This window comes from Vibrio sp. R11-SG3-ISO3-SZ (assembly GCF_059834345.1).
The window spans coordinates 1-16,696 of sequence record NZ_JCBDGX010000099.1 but is presented as its reverse complement, the minus strand read 5'-3'; the positions used below and the strand labels follow the sequence as shown (position 1 = coordinate 16,696).

At 51.0% G+C, this 16,696-nt stretch carries 15 protein-coding genes; 6 read left to right on the top strand and 9 right to left on the bottom strand.

What is annotated here, in order from left to right; genetic code table 11:
* Together AC6R1O_RS12890 and AC6R1O_RS12885 are read right to left on the bottom strand one after the other, a co-directional pair.
* Positions 1–631: ABC transporter permease (locus tag AC6R1O_RS12890; RefSeq protein WP_500657156.1), on the bottom strand; the 631-nt coding region annotated here is incomplete at its 3' end.
* Positions 624–2,183 (bottom strand): ABC transporter ATP-binding protein, encoded by a 1,560-nt coding sequence (locus AC6R1O_RS12885; protein ID WP_500657155.1) that lies wholly within the window; start codon positions 2,181–2,183, stop codon positions 624–626. The genes AC6R1O_RS12885 and AC6R1O_RS12890, both read right to left, overlap by 8 nt.
* A gap of 225 nt (positions 2,184–2,408) precedes the next feature.
* Between AC6R1O_RS12885 and AC6R1O_RS12880 the strand changes: the two genes are divergently transcribed.
* The gene (locus tag AC6R1O_RS12880) at positions 2,409–3,065 is read left to right on the top strand and encodes a TetR/AcrR family transcriptional regulator (RefSeq protein ID WP_500657154.1); all 657 of its coding nucleotides are present in this window, start codon (positions 2,409–2,411) and stop codon (positions 3,063–3,065) included.
* Here AC6R1O_RS12880 and AC6R1O_RS12875 read toward each other — a convergent pair.
* On the bottom strand, positions 3,049–3,915 hold the full coding sequence (locus AC6R1O_RS12875) for an AraC family transcriptional regulator (RefSeq protein WP_500657153.1): 867 nt from the start codon (positions 3,913–3,915) through the stop codon (positions 3,049–3,051). The two genes, AC6R1O_RS12880 and AC6R1O_RS12875, sit on opposite strands and share 17 nt — an antisense overlap.
* 188 nt (positions 3,916–4,103) lie before the next feature.
* Here AC6R1O_RS12875 and AC6R1O_RS12870 point away from each other — a divergent pair, with 188 nt between their 5' ends.
* On the top strand, positions 4,104–5,258 hold the full coding sequence (locus AC6R1O_RS12870; RefSeq protein ID WP_500657152.1) for an aminotransferase-like domain-containing protein: 1,155 nt from the start codon (positions 4,104–4,106) through the stop codon (positions 5,256–5,258).
* A gap of 90 nt (positions 5,259–5,348) precedes the next feature.
* Complete coding sequence (locus AC6R1O_RS12865) at positions 5,349–5,495, top strand: DUF2256 domain-containing protein (protein WP_500633077.1); 147 nt, start codon at positions 5,349–5,351, stop codon at positions 5,493–5,495.
* Between the two features lie 115 nt (positions 5,496–5,610).
* Here AC6R1O_RS12865 and tkt read toward each other — a convergent pair whose 3' ends face one another.
* A complete protein-coding gene (gene tkt / locus AC6R1O_RS12860; RefSeq protein ID WP_500657151.1) occupies positions 5,611–7,602 on the bottom strand; it encodes a transketolase in 1,992 nt (663 codons plus the stop codon).
* Between the two features lie 81 nt (positions 7,603–7,683).
* The gene (gene tal / locus AC6R1O_RS12855) at positions 7,684–8,634 is read right to left on the bottom strand and encodes a transaldolase (protein ID WP_500628224.1); all 951 of its coding nucleotides are present in this window, start codon (positions 8,632–8,634) and stop codon (positions 7,684–7,686) included.
* 497 nt (positions 8,635–9,131) lie between these two features.
* On the opposite strand from tal, the gene AC6R1O_RS12850 reads away from it, so the two are divergent.
* The gene (locus AC6R1O_RS12850; protein WP_500628225.1) at positions 9,132–10,130 is read left to right on the top strand and encodes a sugar-binding transcriptional regulator; all 999 of its coding nucleotides are present in this window, start codon (positions 9,132–9,134) and stop codon (positions 10,128–10,130) included.
* Positions 10,131–10,178: 48 nt separating this feature from the next.
* Here the strand turns inward: AC6R1O_RS12850 and AC6R1O_RS12845 are convergent, their stop codons facing one another.
* From AC6R1O_RS12845 to moeA, 4 genes are all read right to left on the bottom strand, one after another.
* Positions 10,179–12,125 (bottom strand): methyl-accepting chemotaxis protein, encoded by a 1,947-nt coding sequence (locus AC6R1O_RS12845; RefSeq protein ID WP_500633075.1) that lies wholly within the window; start codon positions 12,123–12,125, stop codon positions 10,179–10,181.
* 121 nt (positions 12,126–12,246) lie between these two features.
* Positions 12,247–13,083: a sulfurtransferase gene (locus AC6R1O_RS12840; RefSeq protein WP_500633074.1), complete on the bottom strand. Its 837-nt coding sequence runs from the start codon at positions 13,081–13,083 to the stop codon at positions 12,247–12,249.
* A gap of 77 nt (positions 13,084–13,160) precedes the next feature.
* Positions 13,161–13,919 (bottom strand): molybdopterin-synthase adenylyltransferase MoeB, encoded by a 759-nt coding sequence (moeB, locus tag AC6R1O_RS12835; RefSeq protein WP_500657150.1) that lies wholly within the window; start codon positions 13,917–13,919, stop codon positions 13,161–13,163.
* Between the two features lie 12 nt (positions 13,920–13,931).
* Complete coding sequence (moeA, locus tag AC6R1O_RS12830) at positions 13,932–15,167, bottom strand: molybdopterin molybdotransferase MoeA (RefSeq protein ID WP_500628229.1); 1,236 nt, start codon at positions 15,165–15,167, stop codon at positions 13,932–13,934.
* 221 nt (positions 15,168–15,388) lie between these two features.
* Between moeA and folE the strand changes: the two genes are divergently transcribed.
* Positions 15,389–16,042 (top strand): GTP cyclohydrolase I FolE, encoded by a 654-nt coding sequence (gene folE, locus AC6R1O_RS12825; protein WP_334551936.1) that lies wholly within the window; start codon positions 15,389–15,391, stop codon positions 16,040–16,042.
* A 187-nt stretch (positions 16,043–16,229) separates the two neighbouring features.
* Positions 16,230–16,696: DEAD/DEAH box helicase (locus AC6R1O_RS12820; protein WP_500657157.1), on the top strand; the 467-nt coding region annotated here is incomplete at its 3' end.

Genomic DNA, 16,696 nt, shown 5'->3' with positions numbered 1-16,696 from the left:
CGAGCAGCGCGATGCCAATGGCAATGACGATCGCCATCGAAGCACGGCCGGATTCAAATAGCGGGCTTAGCATGACTGCATCGGCAAACATCACGGACTCTGGGAAACCAAACCCTTGCGGGTCTCTTAGCGGGCCATGTACCGCCCAGAGCAAAATATAGAGACCGACATAGTTGAGCATGATAGTGGTTAAAATAATGTTGGTGTGAAAACGTCGGTAGAGCAGGGTGGGGATGGCCGCCCAACCCGCGCCAGCCACCACACCAGCACCGATGGCGAGTACTAGATGAAGTGGACCTGATTGTTCGGTGGCGCTGATGGCAACCGCACTTGCTGCTACTGCGCCAATCAGCAGTTGGCCTTCAGCGCCAATATTCCAAATATTGGCGCGATAGCAGAGCGCCAAACCGACCGCACAGAGCATTAACGGCGTGGATTTCACCAACAACTCGCCGAGGTTATAACTGTCCTCAAACGGCATAACGACAAACACTTCAAAGGCGCGCACCGGACTGACATCCAGCCAGACAAACAGCATGCTCGATAGCGCAAGCGTCAGCGTTATCGCAATGAACGGCGATAGCCACATCATCCACTGTGAGCTTTCTAATCTGGGTTCCACTTTAACCATGACTCACCCCCTGTGATTCGCTGCTTGCGCCTTGGTGGGAGGATGGCGATAAAAAGCCACCCGCGATCCATTCACCTAGTTGGTCGATAGAGGTGTCGTCGGTCTTTATGGCCGGAGAGACATGCCCTTCATAGATGGCGGCGAGGCGATCACAGATCATAAAGAGTTCATCAATATCTTCTGATACCACCAACACCGCAGCTCCTTGGTCACGCAGCGCAATCAGTTGGCGATGAATGGCGCTGGCTGCGCCGATATCCACACCCCAGGTCGGGTGGGCGCAAATCAGTAACGTCGGGGATTGAGCGATTTCTCGTCCCATGATGAATTTTTGCAGATTGCCGCCCGAGAGGCTTTTTGCTTGCGATTGCTCATTGCGACACTTGACCTGATTATTTTGGATCAACTGCTTGGCGAGTTGTTTGAGTTTGGGAAACTGAATCAAGCTCTTGTGATTTAAGTGGGCGGCGTGAGTCAGTAGCGTGTTCTCTTCCAAGCTCATCTCTGGTACTGCGCCTTGGCCAAGCCGGTTAGCAGGTACATAGGCAAGACCGCGTTTGCGCCTTTGCCCAGCATCAAGATGCCCAATCGCTTCGTCTTGCCATTGGATGCTGCCCTTACTGGCTCGTGTATCTTCGCCGCTAAGCGCCGCTAGCAGTTCTTCTTGGCCGTTTCCCGCCACTCCGGCGAGGCCAAAAATCTCGCCTGCATTAAGGCGAAGAGCGACGTCTTTTAATGCGCAGCCAAACGGGTGAGAGGCCTCGAGTGACAAGCCTTTCGTGTGCAGGACAGGGGCGCCGCCCTGCACTTTGTCATAGTGCTCTGAGAGGGTCGCATGCTCTCCAACCATCATCCTGGCAATGCTGTTGGGCGTTTCTTGGCTTGGGTCACACTCACCGGTCACTTTTCCGCCGCGTAGAATGACGGCTCGGTGGCATAAGGCGGTCACCTCTTTGAGCTTGTGGCTGATGAATAAAATGGCGCAGCCTTCTAAGGCAAGTTGGTTTAGTACCGCAAACAATCCTTCGATCTCTTGCGGCGCAAGTACTGAAGTCGGTTCATCGAGGATCAATAGCTTCACGTTTTGAATCAAACAGCGCAATATTTCAACACGCTGTCGTTCACCGATACTCAGGCTATGGACGTAACGATCGGGGTCGACATGGAGCTGATATTGAAGACTTTTGTCGATGATCGTCTGTCTTAGGTTGTCAATGGTTGCCAGAAAGGCTTTATCCAATCCCAGCTCGATGTTTTCTAACACAGTGAGCGTTTCAAACACGGAAAAGTGTTGAAATACCATGCCGATCCCCATCTCTCTTGCTTGGGTCGGTGAGGCAATCGTGACTTCATGGTTGTTCCATAATATCGCACCGGATGTGGGCGTGTTTACGCCGTAAATCATCTTCACTAGGGTCGATTTCCCAGCGCCGTTTTCTCCAAGTAGCGCGAGAATCTCGCCGCTATGGAGTTTTAAATTCACTTTGTCATTTGCGACGACCCCCGGAAACACCTTTGACAGGTTCCAGAGCTCGAGAAGCGGTGCTGTCATGTTGAGCCAAGTCCTTTTGTTTTTTTGAATAGTATTGATGGGCTAAATGCAAAAAGCTGACCAATTGTTCAAGCCAACGTTGGGCTAGGCTCGCGATCCATACGGTGACAATCGATGAACTAAATCAGTGCGTATGCCTGCTCTTGGTGCAGAATCACAGGCTTGACAAGGCAATGAAATCGGGTGATTACTGTAAAAAGAGTCAGCATAAGACAAGGAGTCATTTTGAACGTCCAACTTGGTAAGGAAAAGCGCGCATCCTCGGGCGAAATCCGCAGGCGCAACGAACAGTTGATCTTGCAAGCCGCCGCCGATGAGTTTGTTAAGCATGGTTACAAAGGCACGTCGATACAAGCCATTGCAGACAGAGTGTCGCTGCCTAAAGCGAACATCCTCTACTATTTTAAATCCAAGTCAGGACTGTATAAGGCGCTACTGGAAGATATTCTAAACCTTTGGAATGACGGCTTTTCTGAAGATGCCATTCAGCGCGATCCTCAAGAAGTATTGCGGCGATATATCGTAGGCAAAATGCGTTACAGCCGCAGCCATCCGCAAGAGTCGAAAATTTTCGCTCAAGAGATCATCCAAGGGGCCCCCAACATCCGTGCGGCGATCCAATTTCCGGTTGTGGAGTGGAGCAGTGGCAAGGCGACCGTGATCAGCGCCTGGGCCGAGCGGGGGCTCATTCGTGCGGTTGACCCGTACCATTTGCTGTTTCTTATCTGGGGCGCGACGCAATTTTATGCCGACTTTGAAAGTGAGATTGAACTCATTAAAGGAGCTCAGCTCTCCGATGACGAGTATCAGCAGGCGCAAGAGTTTGTGGTCGATATGGTCCTGCGCGGCCTAAAACCGGATACGGTCAATAAAAACCAATAGGCAGATAAAAATCGAGCTCAAAGTGTTCACTTTTGTTGGTGAAATGGTTATCGAAATAGTGCACGTAAGCCGGGGTAGAACCGAGCTTAAACCCTGACTGTGGCAGCCAACGTTCCAACACTTGACTGATTTGTGGTAGCAACTCCCCATACACGCCGGTCAATCGAAACACGGCGTGTAACCCACCTGGAATCACCAACTGATTGACCAAACTGCGTACCTTGATCGGTTTATCGATTTCAATACACGCCACATAGCGGCATTCGTCCAATTCTACCCAAGCGGGGTTGGAGTGGTGCAGGCCAAACTGGACGCTGGCGTCCCGCTGCTCTGAAAGCGCCCATGCATTGAGTACCGTCCACGCTTTTTTGATGGAACGGTTGTAGCCAGTATGACGAATATAGGCTGCAAAGCGCTCAGGCACCTGCCTGATTTGAGGCTCTGGCAACGGCTTATTGGCGGTGCGATGGTAGCCGGCTGCGATTTCTGAGTCTTTTAAATAGGGTTTGTCACCCGCGCGTAAATCTTGCTGACGCCACTCCCCCGGAGAGACTGAAAACGTCGCTTTGAACGCTCGGCTAAACGACGAGACTGATTGAAATCCACAGCGCGCGGCGATGTCTGCCACCGAAGAGCCTTGGTCAAACATCAACTGGTTGGCGGCATACTCCATGCGGGTGCGACGAATGTACTTGTGCAGCGACTCACCGACAACCTGTTTAAACACGCGATGAAAGTGCTGTTCAGAATAGGCGGCGACGTTGGCAAGCGCTTTGCCGGGGAGATCACGGCTGATGTCTTTGTGGATGTAATACAGCACATCGTTGATGCGAGACAGGTGTTGGGCCATGGTTTGAGAAAAATCGCATAAATGGACATGTTGATAAGCATAAATGGACAGCGCAAAATGTGCAACGACAGGTAATATCGAACGCCATAACAGAATATTTCACTGCTCTCACTTGCCGTAAGTGAACAGCCTTTGATTAGGCGCAGCCAAGTGGTTGCGCTGCGAGTTTGAAACGCACAGGGTCCGATATGCACATTGCCAAGTCATTAGCCAACACGCCTTCTTCTTACATTCGCGAAATTCTTGCTGCTGCCTCAGACAAGAGTGTGATTTCGCTTGCGGGCGGTTTGCCCGATGAACAAACCTTTCCTATCGAATTGATGCGGCCGACGCTAGAGAGTTTGCACCTGCAACCTGACGTGTTTCAGTACGGTGCCACGGCAGGTTACGGGCCTTTGCTCGACTATTTAACCGATCACTACGATTTACCGTCCTCACACAGCGCGATGGTCACCACAGGATCGCAGCAAGGGCTGGATTTGATTGCGCGTGCCTACATTGACCCGCAAGACACAGTGGTGATGGAAGCACCAAGTTACCTCGGAGCGATGCAAGTCTTTGGGTTAGTGGAAGCGAATATCGTCACAGTGTCACAGACAGAGCAGGGGCCAGACTTGGCACAGCTTGAACAGGTTTTCCAAACTCAGCAACCGAAAATGTTCTACGCCGTACCGGATTTTCACAACCCAACAGGGGTGTGTTGGTCACTCGATACGCGTGAGCGCGTTGGTCAGTTGTGTGAACAGTATCAAGTCACCTTGATTGAGGACGCGCCATATCGCGAGCTGCGTTTTGCGGGCACGGCACTGCCAATGGCGTCAACGTTCTGCCCGCAACACTCGATTGTGTTGCGCTCCTTCTCCAAAATCGCCTCACCGGGTCTGCGTGTAGGGGTTGTGACTGGCAATACCACCTTCTTAGCACCACTGATCAAAATTAAACAAGGCGCCGATTTGCACTCCAGCGTACCGATGCAAGCGGTACTGCTTGGTCTGTTGCAAAACCCTGCGTTCAGTCAGCACATTGAGACGATTCGCACCTTGTACCAAGCGCGTTATCAGAGTTTATACCGCTCTCTCAAAGCCTCACTGCCTGCTGGCTGTGATGTACGCCCAGTACAAGGCGGCATGTTCGTCTGGCTCACCTTACCGGAGTGCGACAGCTTTAAACTCGCTACCCAACTGCTTGAAAATAAAGTCGCGGTGGTCCCAAGTAACGTGTTTTACCCCGCCGGCGCGAAGGCCTTCCCAGCGCTGAGACTTAACTTCACCAATGCAACCGAGCTGGAGTTGACCATCGCCGTCGAGCGTTTGGTTGCTGGCCTCACTGATATTCTCAGTTAACCCCGCACGTATGTCGCCTGATCGGACTTTGTCGGGTGACGTATCATCAAACATGACCCACTCATAAGATGATACGAGCCCACAGGCGGCATGCACAAAAAACTGACCCTTCCCGAAAAAGTCTGCCCTATTTGCCATCGGCCGTTCCATTGGCGTAAAAAGTGGCAACGCTGTTGGGATGACGTGAAATATTGTTCTGCGCGCTGTCGCCGAAACAAGTTCCGTCGCGACCCATAAGTGGAAAGGCTGCTTAACAGCGTGTCATTTTAGCTTTCTTCGTTGAACGTTGAGACCGAAAAAAAATGCCCCGCTATCACTAGCGGGGCATCGTTTATCACAGCTGAATCCGTCGTTAACCGATCAGTGTTTTCGCGGTTTTCACCACGTTTTCTGTCGTGAAGCCGAACATTTTGAACAGTTCGCCCGCTGGCGCGGATTCACCGAAGGTGGTCATACCGATGATCTTGCCGCCGAAGCCCACATACTTGTACCAGAAGTCCGCAATACCTGCTTCGATGGCGATACGTGCGGTCACATCTGATGGTAGTACGGCTTCACGGTAAGCGGCGTCTTGTTTGTCAAAGGCATCGGTTGATGGCATTGAAACAACACGCACTTTCTTCCCTTCCGCGGTGAGCTCTGCCGCAGCGTTAACCGCCAGCTCAACTTCAGAGCCTGTTGCGATAAGGATAAGCTCTGGCTTGCCTTCACAATCTTTCAGGATGTAACCACCGCGAGCGATGTTCGCGACTTGCTCTTCGCTACGCTCTTGCTGTGCAAGGTTCTGACGAGAGAAGATGAGAGACGTTGGGCCGTCTTTGCGCTCGATCGCCAGTTTCCAAGCCACAGCGGATTCAACTTGGTCACATGGACGCCATGTGCTCATGTTTGGCGTGAGACGTAGCGATGCCATTTGCTCAACCGGTTGGTGAGTCGGGCCATCTTCGCCAAGGCCGATAGAGTCGTGCGTGTACACTTGGATGTTCTGAACTTTCATCAGAGCCGCCATGCGCATTGCGTTACGTGCGTATTCCATGAACATTAGGAAAGTTGCGCCGTATGGCACGAAACCACCGTGCAGAGCGATACCGTTCATGATAGCTGTCATACCGAATTCACGTACACCGTAGTGGATGTAGTTACCCGACGCATCTTCCGCAGACACTGACTTAGAGCCAGACCACATGGTGAGGTTAGAAGGCGCAAGGTCAGCAGAGCCGCCAAGGAATTCTGGTAGCATAGCACCGAACGCTTCTAGCGCGTTTTGAGACGCTTTACGTGATGCAATGTTTGCAGGGTTCGCTTGAAGGTCAGCGATGATGGCGCTGGCTTTCTCTTCCCACTCGGCAGGTAGCTCACCGTTTACGCGGCGTTTGAATTCTGCTGCAAGCTCTGGATATGCTGCTTCATAAGCTGCAAGTTTCTCGTTCCACGCTGCTTCCTTAGCTGCGCCTGTCTCTGTCGCGTCCCATTGCGCGTAGACATCTTGCGGAATTTCAAAAGGACCGTGCTCCCAACCTAGCTGTTTACGTGTCGCTGCAATTTCTTCAGCGCCGAGTGGTGCACCGTGACAGTCGTGAGAACCCGACTTGTTCGGTGAGCCAAAACCGATGATGGTTTTTGTACAGATTAGAGTAGGGCGAGGGTCTGCTTTAGCGGCGATGATGGCGGCGTCGATCGCTTCAGGATCGTGACCGTCTACCGCTGGGATGACGTGCCAGCCGTACGCTTCAAAACGCTTCGGCGTATCGTCAGAGAACCAACCTTCAACGTGACCATCGATAGAGATGCCGTTGTCATCCCAGAACGCGATCAGCTTACCAAGACCTAGCGTACCCGCTAGAGAACAGGCTTCGTGAGAGATGCCTTCCATCAGACAGCCATCACCCATGAATGCGTAGGTGAAGTGGTCAACGATGTCATGACCCGGTTTGTTGAATTGCGCTGCAAGCGTTTTTTCCGCTAGCGCCATACCGACTGCGTTAGTGATACCTTGGCCAAGTGGGCCAGTGGTGGTCTCGATGCCCGGTGCGTAGCCATACTCTGGGTGGCCAGGGGTTTTAGAGTGCAGTTGACGGAAGTTTTTCAGGTCGTCAATCGATAGCTCGTAGCCGCTTAGGTGCAACAATGAGTAAATCAGCATAGAGCCGTGGCCGTTTGAAAGCACAAAACGGTCGCGGTCAGCCCATTCTGGGTTTGAAGGGTTGTGGTTGAGGTGAGAGCGCCACAGTACCTCAGCGATGTCTGCCATACCCATAGGTGCGCCCGGGTGACCTGAATTGGCTTGTTGTACGCCGTCCATGCTCAGCGCACGAATGGCATTGGCTAAATATTTGCGATCCATAATAAATACCGACTATTAGATGGTTTCTTAAAAAAATGTGAAGAGGGGAACGCAAACGTTCCCCTTTTTAAATTCTGTTGATTAAAGTTTCGCTTCAATCATGGCTTCAAGTTTGCCTTGGTCGACAGCGAAGTTGCGGATACCTTCTGCCAACTTCTCAACCGCCATTGGGTCTTGGTTGTGCTCCCATAGGAATTCAGCGTGTGTCATTGGTGCTGGACGCTCAGCGGCGCCTTTAGAGTCAACCAGTTTCTCAACCACTTCACCTTCAGCTGATTCGAGCTCAGCAAGAAGAGCAGGTGCGATAGTGAGACGGTCACAGCCAGCGAGTTCTAGGATTTCGCCGATGTTACGGAAGCTTGCGCCCATAACGACGGTGTTGTAACCATACTCTTTGTAGTAGTTGTAGATCTTAGTAACAGAAAGTACGCCTGGATCTTCTTGAGCTTCGAAGTCACGACCTTCCTTCGCCTTGTACCAGTCCATAATGCGGCCAACGAATGGCGAGATGAGGAATACACCCGCTTCAGCACACGCACGAGCCTGAGCGAAAGAGAAGAGAAGCGTTAAGTTACAGTTGATGCCTTCTTTCTCGAGGATTTCTGCTGCGCGGATACCTTCCCAAGTAGAAGCCAGTTTGATCAGGATGCGATCGTTGGTGATGCCTGCATCGTTGTACATTTTCACCAGTTGGCGTGCTTTTGCGACACTGCCTTCGGTGTCGTAAGAGAGGCGAGCATCCACTTCGGTAGAGATACGGCCTGGAATGGTTTTTAGGATCTCTTTACCGATGTTAACAGCCAGCATGTCGCAGGTGTCTTGAACTTGTTGCGCTTTGTCGCTGCTTTGAGATTTTGCATAGGCAATCGCGTCATCGATAAGAGGGGCATACTCAGCAATTTGTGCCGCTTTAAGAATCAAAGATGGGTTCGTAGTGGCGTCTTCTGGTTGGTATTTTTTTATCGCTTCAAGTTCACCAGTGTCAGCGACGACAGTTGTCAGTTTACGAAGTTGTGCGAGTTTGTTGCTCATTTCGATCATCCTATTTCTTGGGTGTCCACATCCGTACCTAAGATGTGTGCGGTGCATTGGCAAGCGAGTGCGCGGATCGTCTTATGAATTTGATGCGTTAGTGTCATAAAAAGGCGAACCACGACCACAATGTTTCCAGCGTCTGAGCAGTTGTTGTGAACATTTGCTCTAACGTTGAGTAAATGATGGGTCCATAATTATCTGATCTGGGGTTAAAGTCAATGCTAGATCCTGATGTTCAGTGAGCTTTATCAAGCTTTATTTGTCTTGGCATGACGCCAAAAATTGATGAAACGTTTGCGCAGCCAAAGCTAGCAAGAACACTGGGTTGAACTGGGTCAAAATTCTTGTGAGAAAATGTATCGGCTGTGAGCAAATGTTGGCATTTGGTGAGAGGGTGACATATGCTACGAGCTTGAGCGTTTGTTACAGACGGATATCTATTCCATCTAACTCGGTAAGTCCTGATTGAATTACAAGGACAGTAAAGGTGAAGCATGAGTAAAACACAGCAAGAGGTCTCGGTTGATAGCACCGATTTATTGACAGAAATCTCGGTGGCTTACTATCAAGATGGGGCAACCCAGGAAGAAATATCCAAAAAATTTGCCGTCTCGCGTGCCAAAGTCGGGCGGATGTTAAAACAGGCCCGTGACGAGGGTATAGTTGAAATTACCGTCAAATATCATCCAGTGTTCAGCGCCAAAATTGAGCAACGCTTGATAGAGCGCTTTGGCGTGAAGCGCGCACTCGTCGCGCTCGATCAGCCCAGTGAAGAGTTGCAGCGCCAGCAAGTGGCGGGGTTGGTCTCGCGCTACATGGCGAGCACGTTACAAAATGGCACTGTGGTGACGGTCGGGCAAGGACGCAACGTCTCAGCGGTTGCCCACCATGTCGGTGTGATCCCACAACGCGAGGTGAAATTTGTTTGTGGGATTGGCGGTATACACCCGCGCGGTGGGATGTTTAATGCTGACCACATTTGCCGTCAGTTTGCCAAAAGTTATGGCGGCAGTTCAGAAACCCTCTACGCCCCCGCTTATGCAGAGAACCGCGAACAAAAACTGGCGTTTATGCAAAACGGTACGGTAAAACAGACGTTAGATCTCGCCCGCAAAGCTGATGTCGCCCTAGTGGGCATCGGTGACATGAGTGAAAACAGCTATATGGTCGATTTGGGCTGGTTCAGTGCCGAAGAAGTCGTTCAGGCGCGTATGCAGCAGGGGATCGTCGGGGATTTTGCTGGCTATGACTTTTTTGACATCCACGGCGTAAGTGCGACCACAGTGATGAGCGACAGGGTGATAGGGCTGGGCATAGAAGAATTTAGGCCCATTTCGCAGGTGATCGCCATAGCGGCAGAAAACAGTAAACCTTTGGCCCTGCTGGGTGCATTGCGAACCGGCGTTATCGACGTAATCGCGACCAGTGTTAGCAATGCTTTGACCGTATTGAACTTGGATGAACAAATGAACCCAGCGGGGAATTCAAACTAGCACCACCGCGTCAGGGCGCGGTGGTGTTTTACGTGTTTGCGAACTGGATTAAGCGGTCTTAAACCGTTTCATTTGCATGTCGAGGTATTGCGCCACTTCAGCCAGTTCAGTAGCGGAAATCGCAATGTGTTTGATGGTTTCGCTGTTATCTCGAGTGATGTTGGCGGTTTCAGTGATGTTTTCGCTCACAGAATTGGTGACCATGCACTGCTCTTCGACCGCCGCGGCAATTTGCAGATTCGAGTCTTCGAGTTCACCGATGGTGCCATGAATCGCATTGAGCTTACCGGAGGTGACCTGCGCTTGGGTATTGACGTGTGTGACTTTATCGTGGCTCGAATCGATGGACTTGCGAGCCGATTCTGCGCCAGATTGCAATTCACGAATCATGGTTTCGATCTGGCCCGTCGCATCTTGAGTACGTTTGGCAAGTGTTCTTACCTCATCAGCCACGACAGCAAAACCACGTCCTTGCTCACCAGCACGAGCCGCTTCAATCGCTGCGTTCAGGGCGAGTAAGTTGGTTTGTTCGGCAACGCCGTGAATCACTTCCAATATCGAGCCGATGTTCATGGATTGATCATAAAGCGCGAGCACTTGCACAGAGCCAATGGACATGGCTTCATCCGCGCTTTCAATGGCCTGCAACGTTTTCTCAACGTCACCTAGGGTTTCACTGATGTCTTGACCCGCGCGCTGAGTGAAACTGGCTCCGTCTGTGGCGCTCTGCGATATTTCTGTCGTGCTGGTGGAAAGCTGCTGCACGGCTGAGGCAATTTGATCCATTTCGGCGCGCAGACGATCCGCGGACTGGTCTGTGGTGTGCGTGATCGCCTGCAACTCTTCTGACATGTGACCGACTTTGATACACGAGTCCGCGACCGTCGCAACAATATCGCGCAGTGATTCAATGGTGTTGCGCATGTTACGTAATAGCTGCGCAATTTCATCTTTACCTTTGACCTCGACCTCAATCGACAGGTCGCCCTCTGCCAGAGAAGTAGAAACCTCTTGCACCTTCATCAACCCTTGTCGAATCGCTCGCGTTATCACCACAGCTGCGGTCAGTGACACCAGAATGGCAAGCAGAGTAAGAATCACGATCATTTCAATGGTTTGTGCTTTGTGTTCACTTAACACCTCGGTGAGGGTGACTTGCTGGTCCATCGATTCAAGCTTGATCGCTTCGAGCTCATGAGAGATAGCTTCGCCTAGCTCAAGCATGCTCTTTTCTGCTTGGTGCTGAGTGTCTCGCAAGGTAATCACTTGCTCAAAGCCTTGTTCATAGGCTTGGCGCTGTACAATGAACTCAGCGAGCAGCGCCTTATCCTGGCTAGAGGTAATGAGATCAGCGAAACGTTTTTCAAGCGCTGGGATTTTAGTTTGAAAATAGGCTCGAATGGTCTCGATGGTTTCCGGTTTCTCTTTGTGAAGGTAATTGAGCACTTCAATATTAGCGAGTAAGAATTTCTCCATCACCATCGACGAGTAATACTCAATATCAGCGTCGCCGTTGCTGTGCGCAGATTCAATCATGGATTCGAGGTCGTATAGGGCCTTTTTCTCTAACGCCACCATGTCAACAAACACTTTCTGTTCCACTTGCTCGGTGGAGCGCTTAACCACATCAAACGCTTGGTGGAATTGTTTTGCCTCGTCGAGCACCGCATTGAGGTGCTTGGTACGCAGCGGATCATCGGTGAGCTTCAAATCATCTGAGATGATGCTGATCAATTTGTTGTAGCGTTGGTTGTAGATATCAAGTTGCTTGGGGGAGAGCGTGTTGGCGTATTGCAGGGCGCTTAAACGGACTTTGAGAAAATTGGCTTGTATCTCACCGGCCAGTGTCGTTTCTTTGGCAAGGTGACCGTACTGTTTGAAGTTTTGACTGACGCCTGTCATACCCTGATAGCTGTACCAGCCTGATATGGCGAAAAATATCAAACAAGTGGCAAACGCAAGCCTCAGTTTGTTTGCGATCGTCAGGTTGTTCATGCCGCTTCTCCGCATTAATCCGTTAAACCTCAATTAAGCGTATACGCAAATAGGAGAAGCGCCATGTTTGAACAAATAAAACTTTAGTTTAGAAACGAATTGCCACTAAATAGTGAGTGGGTTAGCACTCGATAGGCAGGTCAGGGCGACTTCCCCATTCCGTCCATGAACCGTCATAGACCTGCAGTTGGCGATGGCCTAGCTCATACGCCGCGAGGGCTAAAATGCAAGCGGTGACGCCAGAGCCACAGCTGAATATTAACGGTTGGTTGTTGTGGTGCGCGGCAAGGCGTGATGCAAATGCCGAAGCGAGAGCGTCACGATCTTTCATTTGCCCGTTGTCGATGAGTAAAGAAAAAGGCAAGCATTGAGAGTGTGGAATATGACCACTACGTATCCCTTCTCTGGGTTCCGGTACTTGGGCATCAAATCGGGCTTGTGAGCGGGCATCAAGTATAGTGGCGCTTTTTGCGTTAGCAAACTCTAGGACAGCATCCGCATGAATAAATCCAGCTTGGCTACGTTGGCCCTCGAAGTTACCCAACCCTTTGGGTGCGTTGTGGGTTGGTTGTGTCGCATAACTTTGCGCTATCCAAGCTGGTAGGCCGCCGTTAAGCACATAGACCTGCTCGTGGCCCATGCATTTTAGCATCCACCACGCTCGCGGCGATGCGAAAGTGCCCGTATTGTCGTACACCACAATCACACTGTCTTTATTTAAACCCAATGCTTGGGCTTGACGGTTAAAGGCGCTTTCACTAGGCATCATATGCGGTAAGCCATAACTTGGATCGTGAAAATCATCATCATAGTTAAAGCGCAGTGCCCCGGGGATCACTTCATCAAGCACTGGCGCAGGGGTATTGGGGATCTGGAATGAAATACTGGCATCCAATACCACCAGCTCTGGGCGATGAAGGTGCTCACGGAGCCAGTGGGCGTTAACGAGTGCTGACATTGACTTTCCTTATTCGTTTTCGGTGCTGATTTAGGTGCGCCTGTTAGATGTGATTTGAGCCTCGTCCAGACAGGCGGTTACTGCTGTGAGCCGCAGACCTGACAATCAGGTTGTTTCATGAGTGCCATTTCACGCCAGTTGAGCGTCAGGGCGTCAAACATGAGGAGTTTACCTTCACAAGGCTGACCAAAATGGGTGATGACTTTGATCGCCTCGAGTGCCTGCATCGCGCCGATAATTCCGACCACGGGAGACATAACGCCGGCCTCCACGCAGCTCAGCGCATTGGCGCCAAATAGCGCGCTCAGGCACTGGTAACACGGTTTACGCGCGTCTTGGTAAGTGAAAACGCTTACTTGTCCTTCCATGCGGATCGCTGCGCCAGAAACAAGTGGAACTTTATGAGTAAAACAAAGGCGGTTTAGCTGATTGCGTGTTTCTACGTTGTCACTGGCATCGATCACAAGAGAATGAACGCCGATCAGCTGGGAGAGACGAATGTCGTCCAAACGCGACTCGACGGTATGCACGACGACGTGCGGATTCAATTGGCGTAGAGACTCCGCCGCAGATTGGACCTTTTTCTTGCCAATGTCTTGGTCATGATGGAGCACTTGGCGCTGAAGGTTCGACAGCTCAACCTCATCATCGTCAACCAAGGTCAAGGTACCGATGCCTGCGGCGGCGAGATATTGACTGGCCGCGCAGCCAAGGCCCCCGGCGCCCAGAATGAGGACAGAGGCCTCTTTGAGCGCTTCTTGACCGTCAAAATCAAAATCGCGCAAGATAATTTGGCGATTGTAACGGAGCATTTCTTGATCAGATAACATCACCAAGTTCCCCCCTTATCAGTACAAGGTTGAATTAAAGAGCTGAATGTGAACGGTTTCGCCTTCGGCAACATTGCCCCGTTCGCGCTCCAAAATCACGAAACAGTTGGCAAGGCTCATAGAACGAAAAGCGCCTGAGCTCTGATTACCTGTCGTTTCAACCACAAATTGCCCATTTTCGATGCGGTAGATACCACGTTGATAGTCTGTTCGTCCCGGCGATTTTTTGAAGGCGGTTTTGGTTATGGCGGGAATCATTGGCGGCGCCTGCCACTGCGTGTGTCCGGCTAATTTCGCTAACATGGGTTGCACCAGCACGTATAGGGTCAAAACCGCAGAGACGGGGTTACCCGGCAGCCCACAAAACCACGCACTGGAGAGCTGACCAAACGCGAACGGTTTGCCCGGCTTGATCGCTAGCTTCCAAAAACCAATTTCGCCGAGCTGTTCGAGGATGTCTTTGGTGTAGTCCGCTTCACCGACACTGACGCCCCCCGAGGTCACCACAACGTCAGCCAGTCTTTGTGCCTGTTCAAATGTCGCGGCCAGCGTTTCAGGGCAGTCGGGTACTATGCCTAAATCAATCGGCTCACAGCCAAAATTTTCAATCAGAGGTTTGATGCCATAGCGATTGCTGTCGTAGATTTGTCCGTCAAGTAGAGGTTCGCCGAGTGGCTTCAATTCATCCCCTGTGGAGAAAAACGCCACGCGAGGTTTACGGACCACTTCAACATGACTTACTCCCAAGGTTGCGATCATAGGAATATCGCGGGCCGTCAGTCTCTCTCCTTTGGGTAACACCACATCGCCTTGGCGAATATCATCTCCGGTCGGGCGAATATTGTTGTTGGGTTTGACATCGGTTTGCAGAAAGCGGATACCCTCATCACTCACTTCGGTATTTTCTTGCATGACCACGGCATCGGCACCGTCTGGAATTTTTGCGCCAGTCATGATGCGAATGCAGCTTCCTGCTGGCCATTCACCTTCAAACGGTTGGCCTGCGAAAGATTTACCCGCTAGTGGCAAGATCGCTTGCTTCGACAGATCCGCACGCCTGATGGCATAGCCATCCATCGCAGAGTTATCAAAAGGGGGCACATTAATAGGCGAGAGAATATCTTGTGCTAGGACAAAACCGATCGCGTCGGCGAGCGGTAAGCGTAGGGTGGTTTGAATCGGCTTAATCGGCGATAGCATTTTTTCCATCGCTTCTTCAATGGGCATTAGGCCCGGTGCGTCACAGCATCCCATAGAGTAAATTCCGTTGTTTTGATTATTATTCACCCCAAATAACCACAGGCGTTTAGGGTTGACGTAATGGTTGACACTCTACCATACAAAAAGCAGCACAAATCAATCCCCGTCAGTAAAATGTGGATGTAATTATTCAAAAATCCGAGTATCCTTGTCAGCCATCCGAAAGGGGTAAATATCCCGATTTGACGGCAGTTAGAGTATTAAGAGGAAGTCGAATGTCAGGTCTTAGCGAGTCCGCGAAGTTAGTAAAAGAGGCGCTAGAACGTCGCGGGTTAGAAACCCCGATGGTGCCCAACGAATTTAGCCGAGACGAAAAGAAGCAGAAGATCGAGCATCACATGCGTGAGATCCTCGCTTTGCTTGAGTTAGACCTAAGTGACGACAGTTTGGAAGAGACGCCGCATCGCATTGCCAAAATGTACGTGGATGAGATTTTCTCTGGCTTGGATTACGCCAACTTCCCTAAGATCACCGTGATCGAAAATAAGATGAACGTCAGTGAGATGGTCCGTGTTAAAGACATCACCGTGACGAGCACTTGTGAGCACCACTTAGTGACGATCGATGGTCGTGCAGCGGTGGCGTACATTCCGCGCGGTAAAATCATCGGTTTGTCCAAAATTAACCGCATCGTACGATTTTTTGCTCAGCGTCCACAGGTCCAAGAGCGAATGACTCAGCAGATCTTGGTGGCCTTGCAAACCTTATTGGAGTCGGACGATGTCGCGGTAACGATTGATGCCACTCACTATTGTGTCAAATCTCGCGGCGTGATGGACGCGACCAGCGAAACCACCACCACGGCGTTGGGGGGGATTTTCAAATCGAACCCCGCGACCCGACATGAGTTTTTACACGGTATTCGATAGATAAGTAAAAACCGCTTCTTGTGAAGCGGTTTTTCGTTTTACCCATTTTAAGCGTTACGAGCGCAGACCAAGCGCTTGTTACAGTCGCCACCGCGCGAACCCATATTGAAACAACAAGGACACCAGAGTGAACCTTTCATTTGACCAACTTAACCTCAAAACCGAACTCAAGCAGACCCTAGACTCAATGGGTTACACTGAGATGACGGCCATTCAGCAGCAGGCGTTGCCGCTTATTCTCGACGGGCAGGATGTCATTGGTCAGGGGAAGACGGGCTCTGGTAAAACCGCGACCTTTTCTCTTGGCGTGCTGAACAATCTGAATGTGGGTCGTTTTCGTGTTCAATCATTGGTGCTGTGTCCTACTCGAGAGCTGGCTGACCAAGTGGCGACCGAGATCCGCACGCTGGCGCGAGGCATTCACAACATTAAGGTACTGACGCTGTGTGGCGGCATGCCAATGGGCCCTCAAATTGGCTCATTAGAGCATGGCGCGCATATTTTGGTCGGTACACCGGGGCGTTTGTTGGATCACCTCAGCAAAGGTCGCATCAATCTTGATGAGCTGAACACTCTCGTTTTAGACGAAGCGGACCGCATGCTGGACATGGGTTTTGAAGAGGCCATTGATGCCATTTTGGCTGAGGCGCCAAC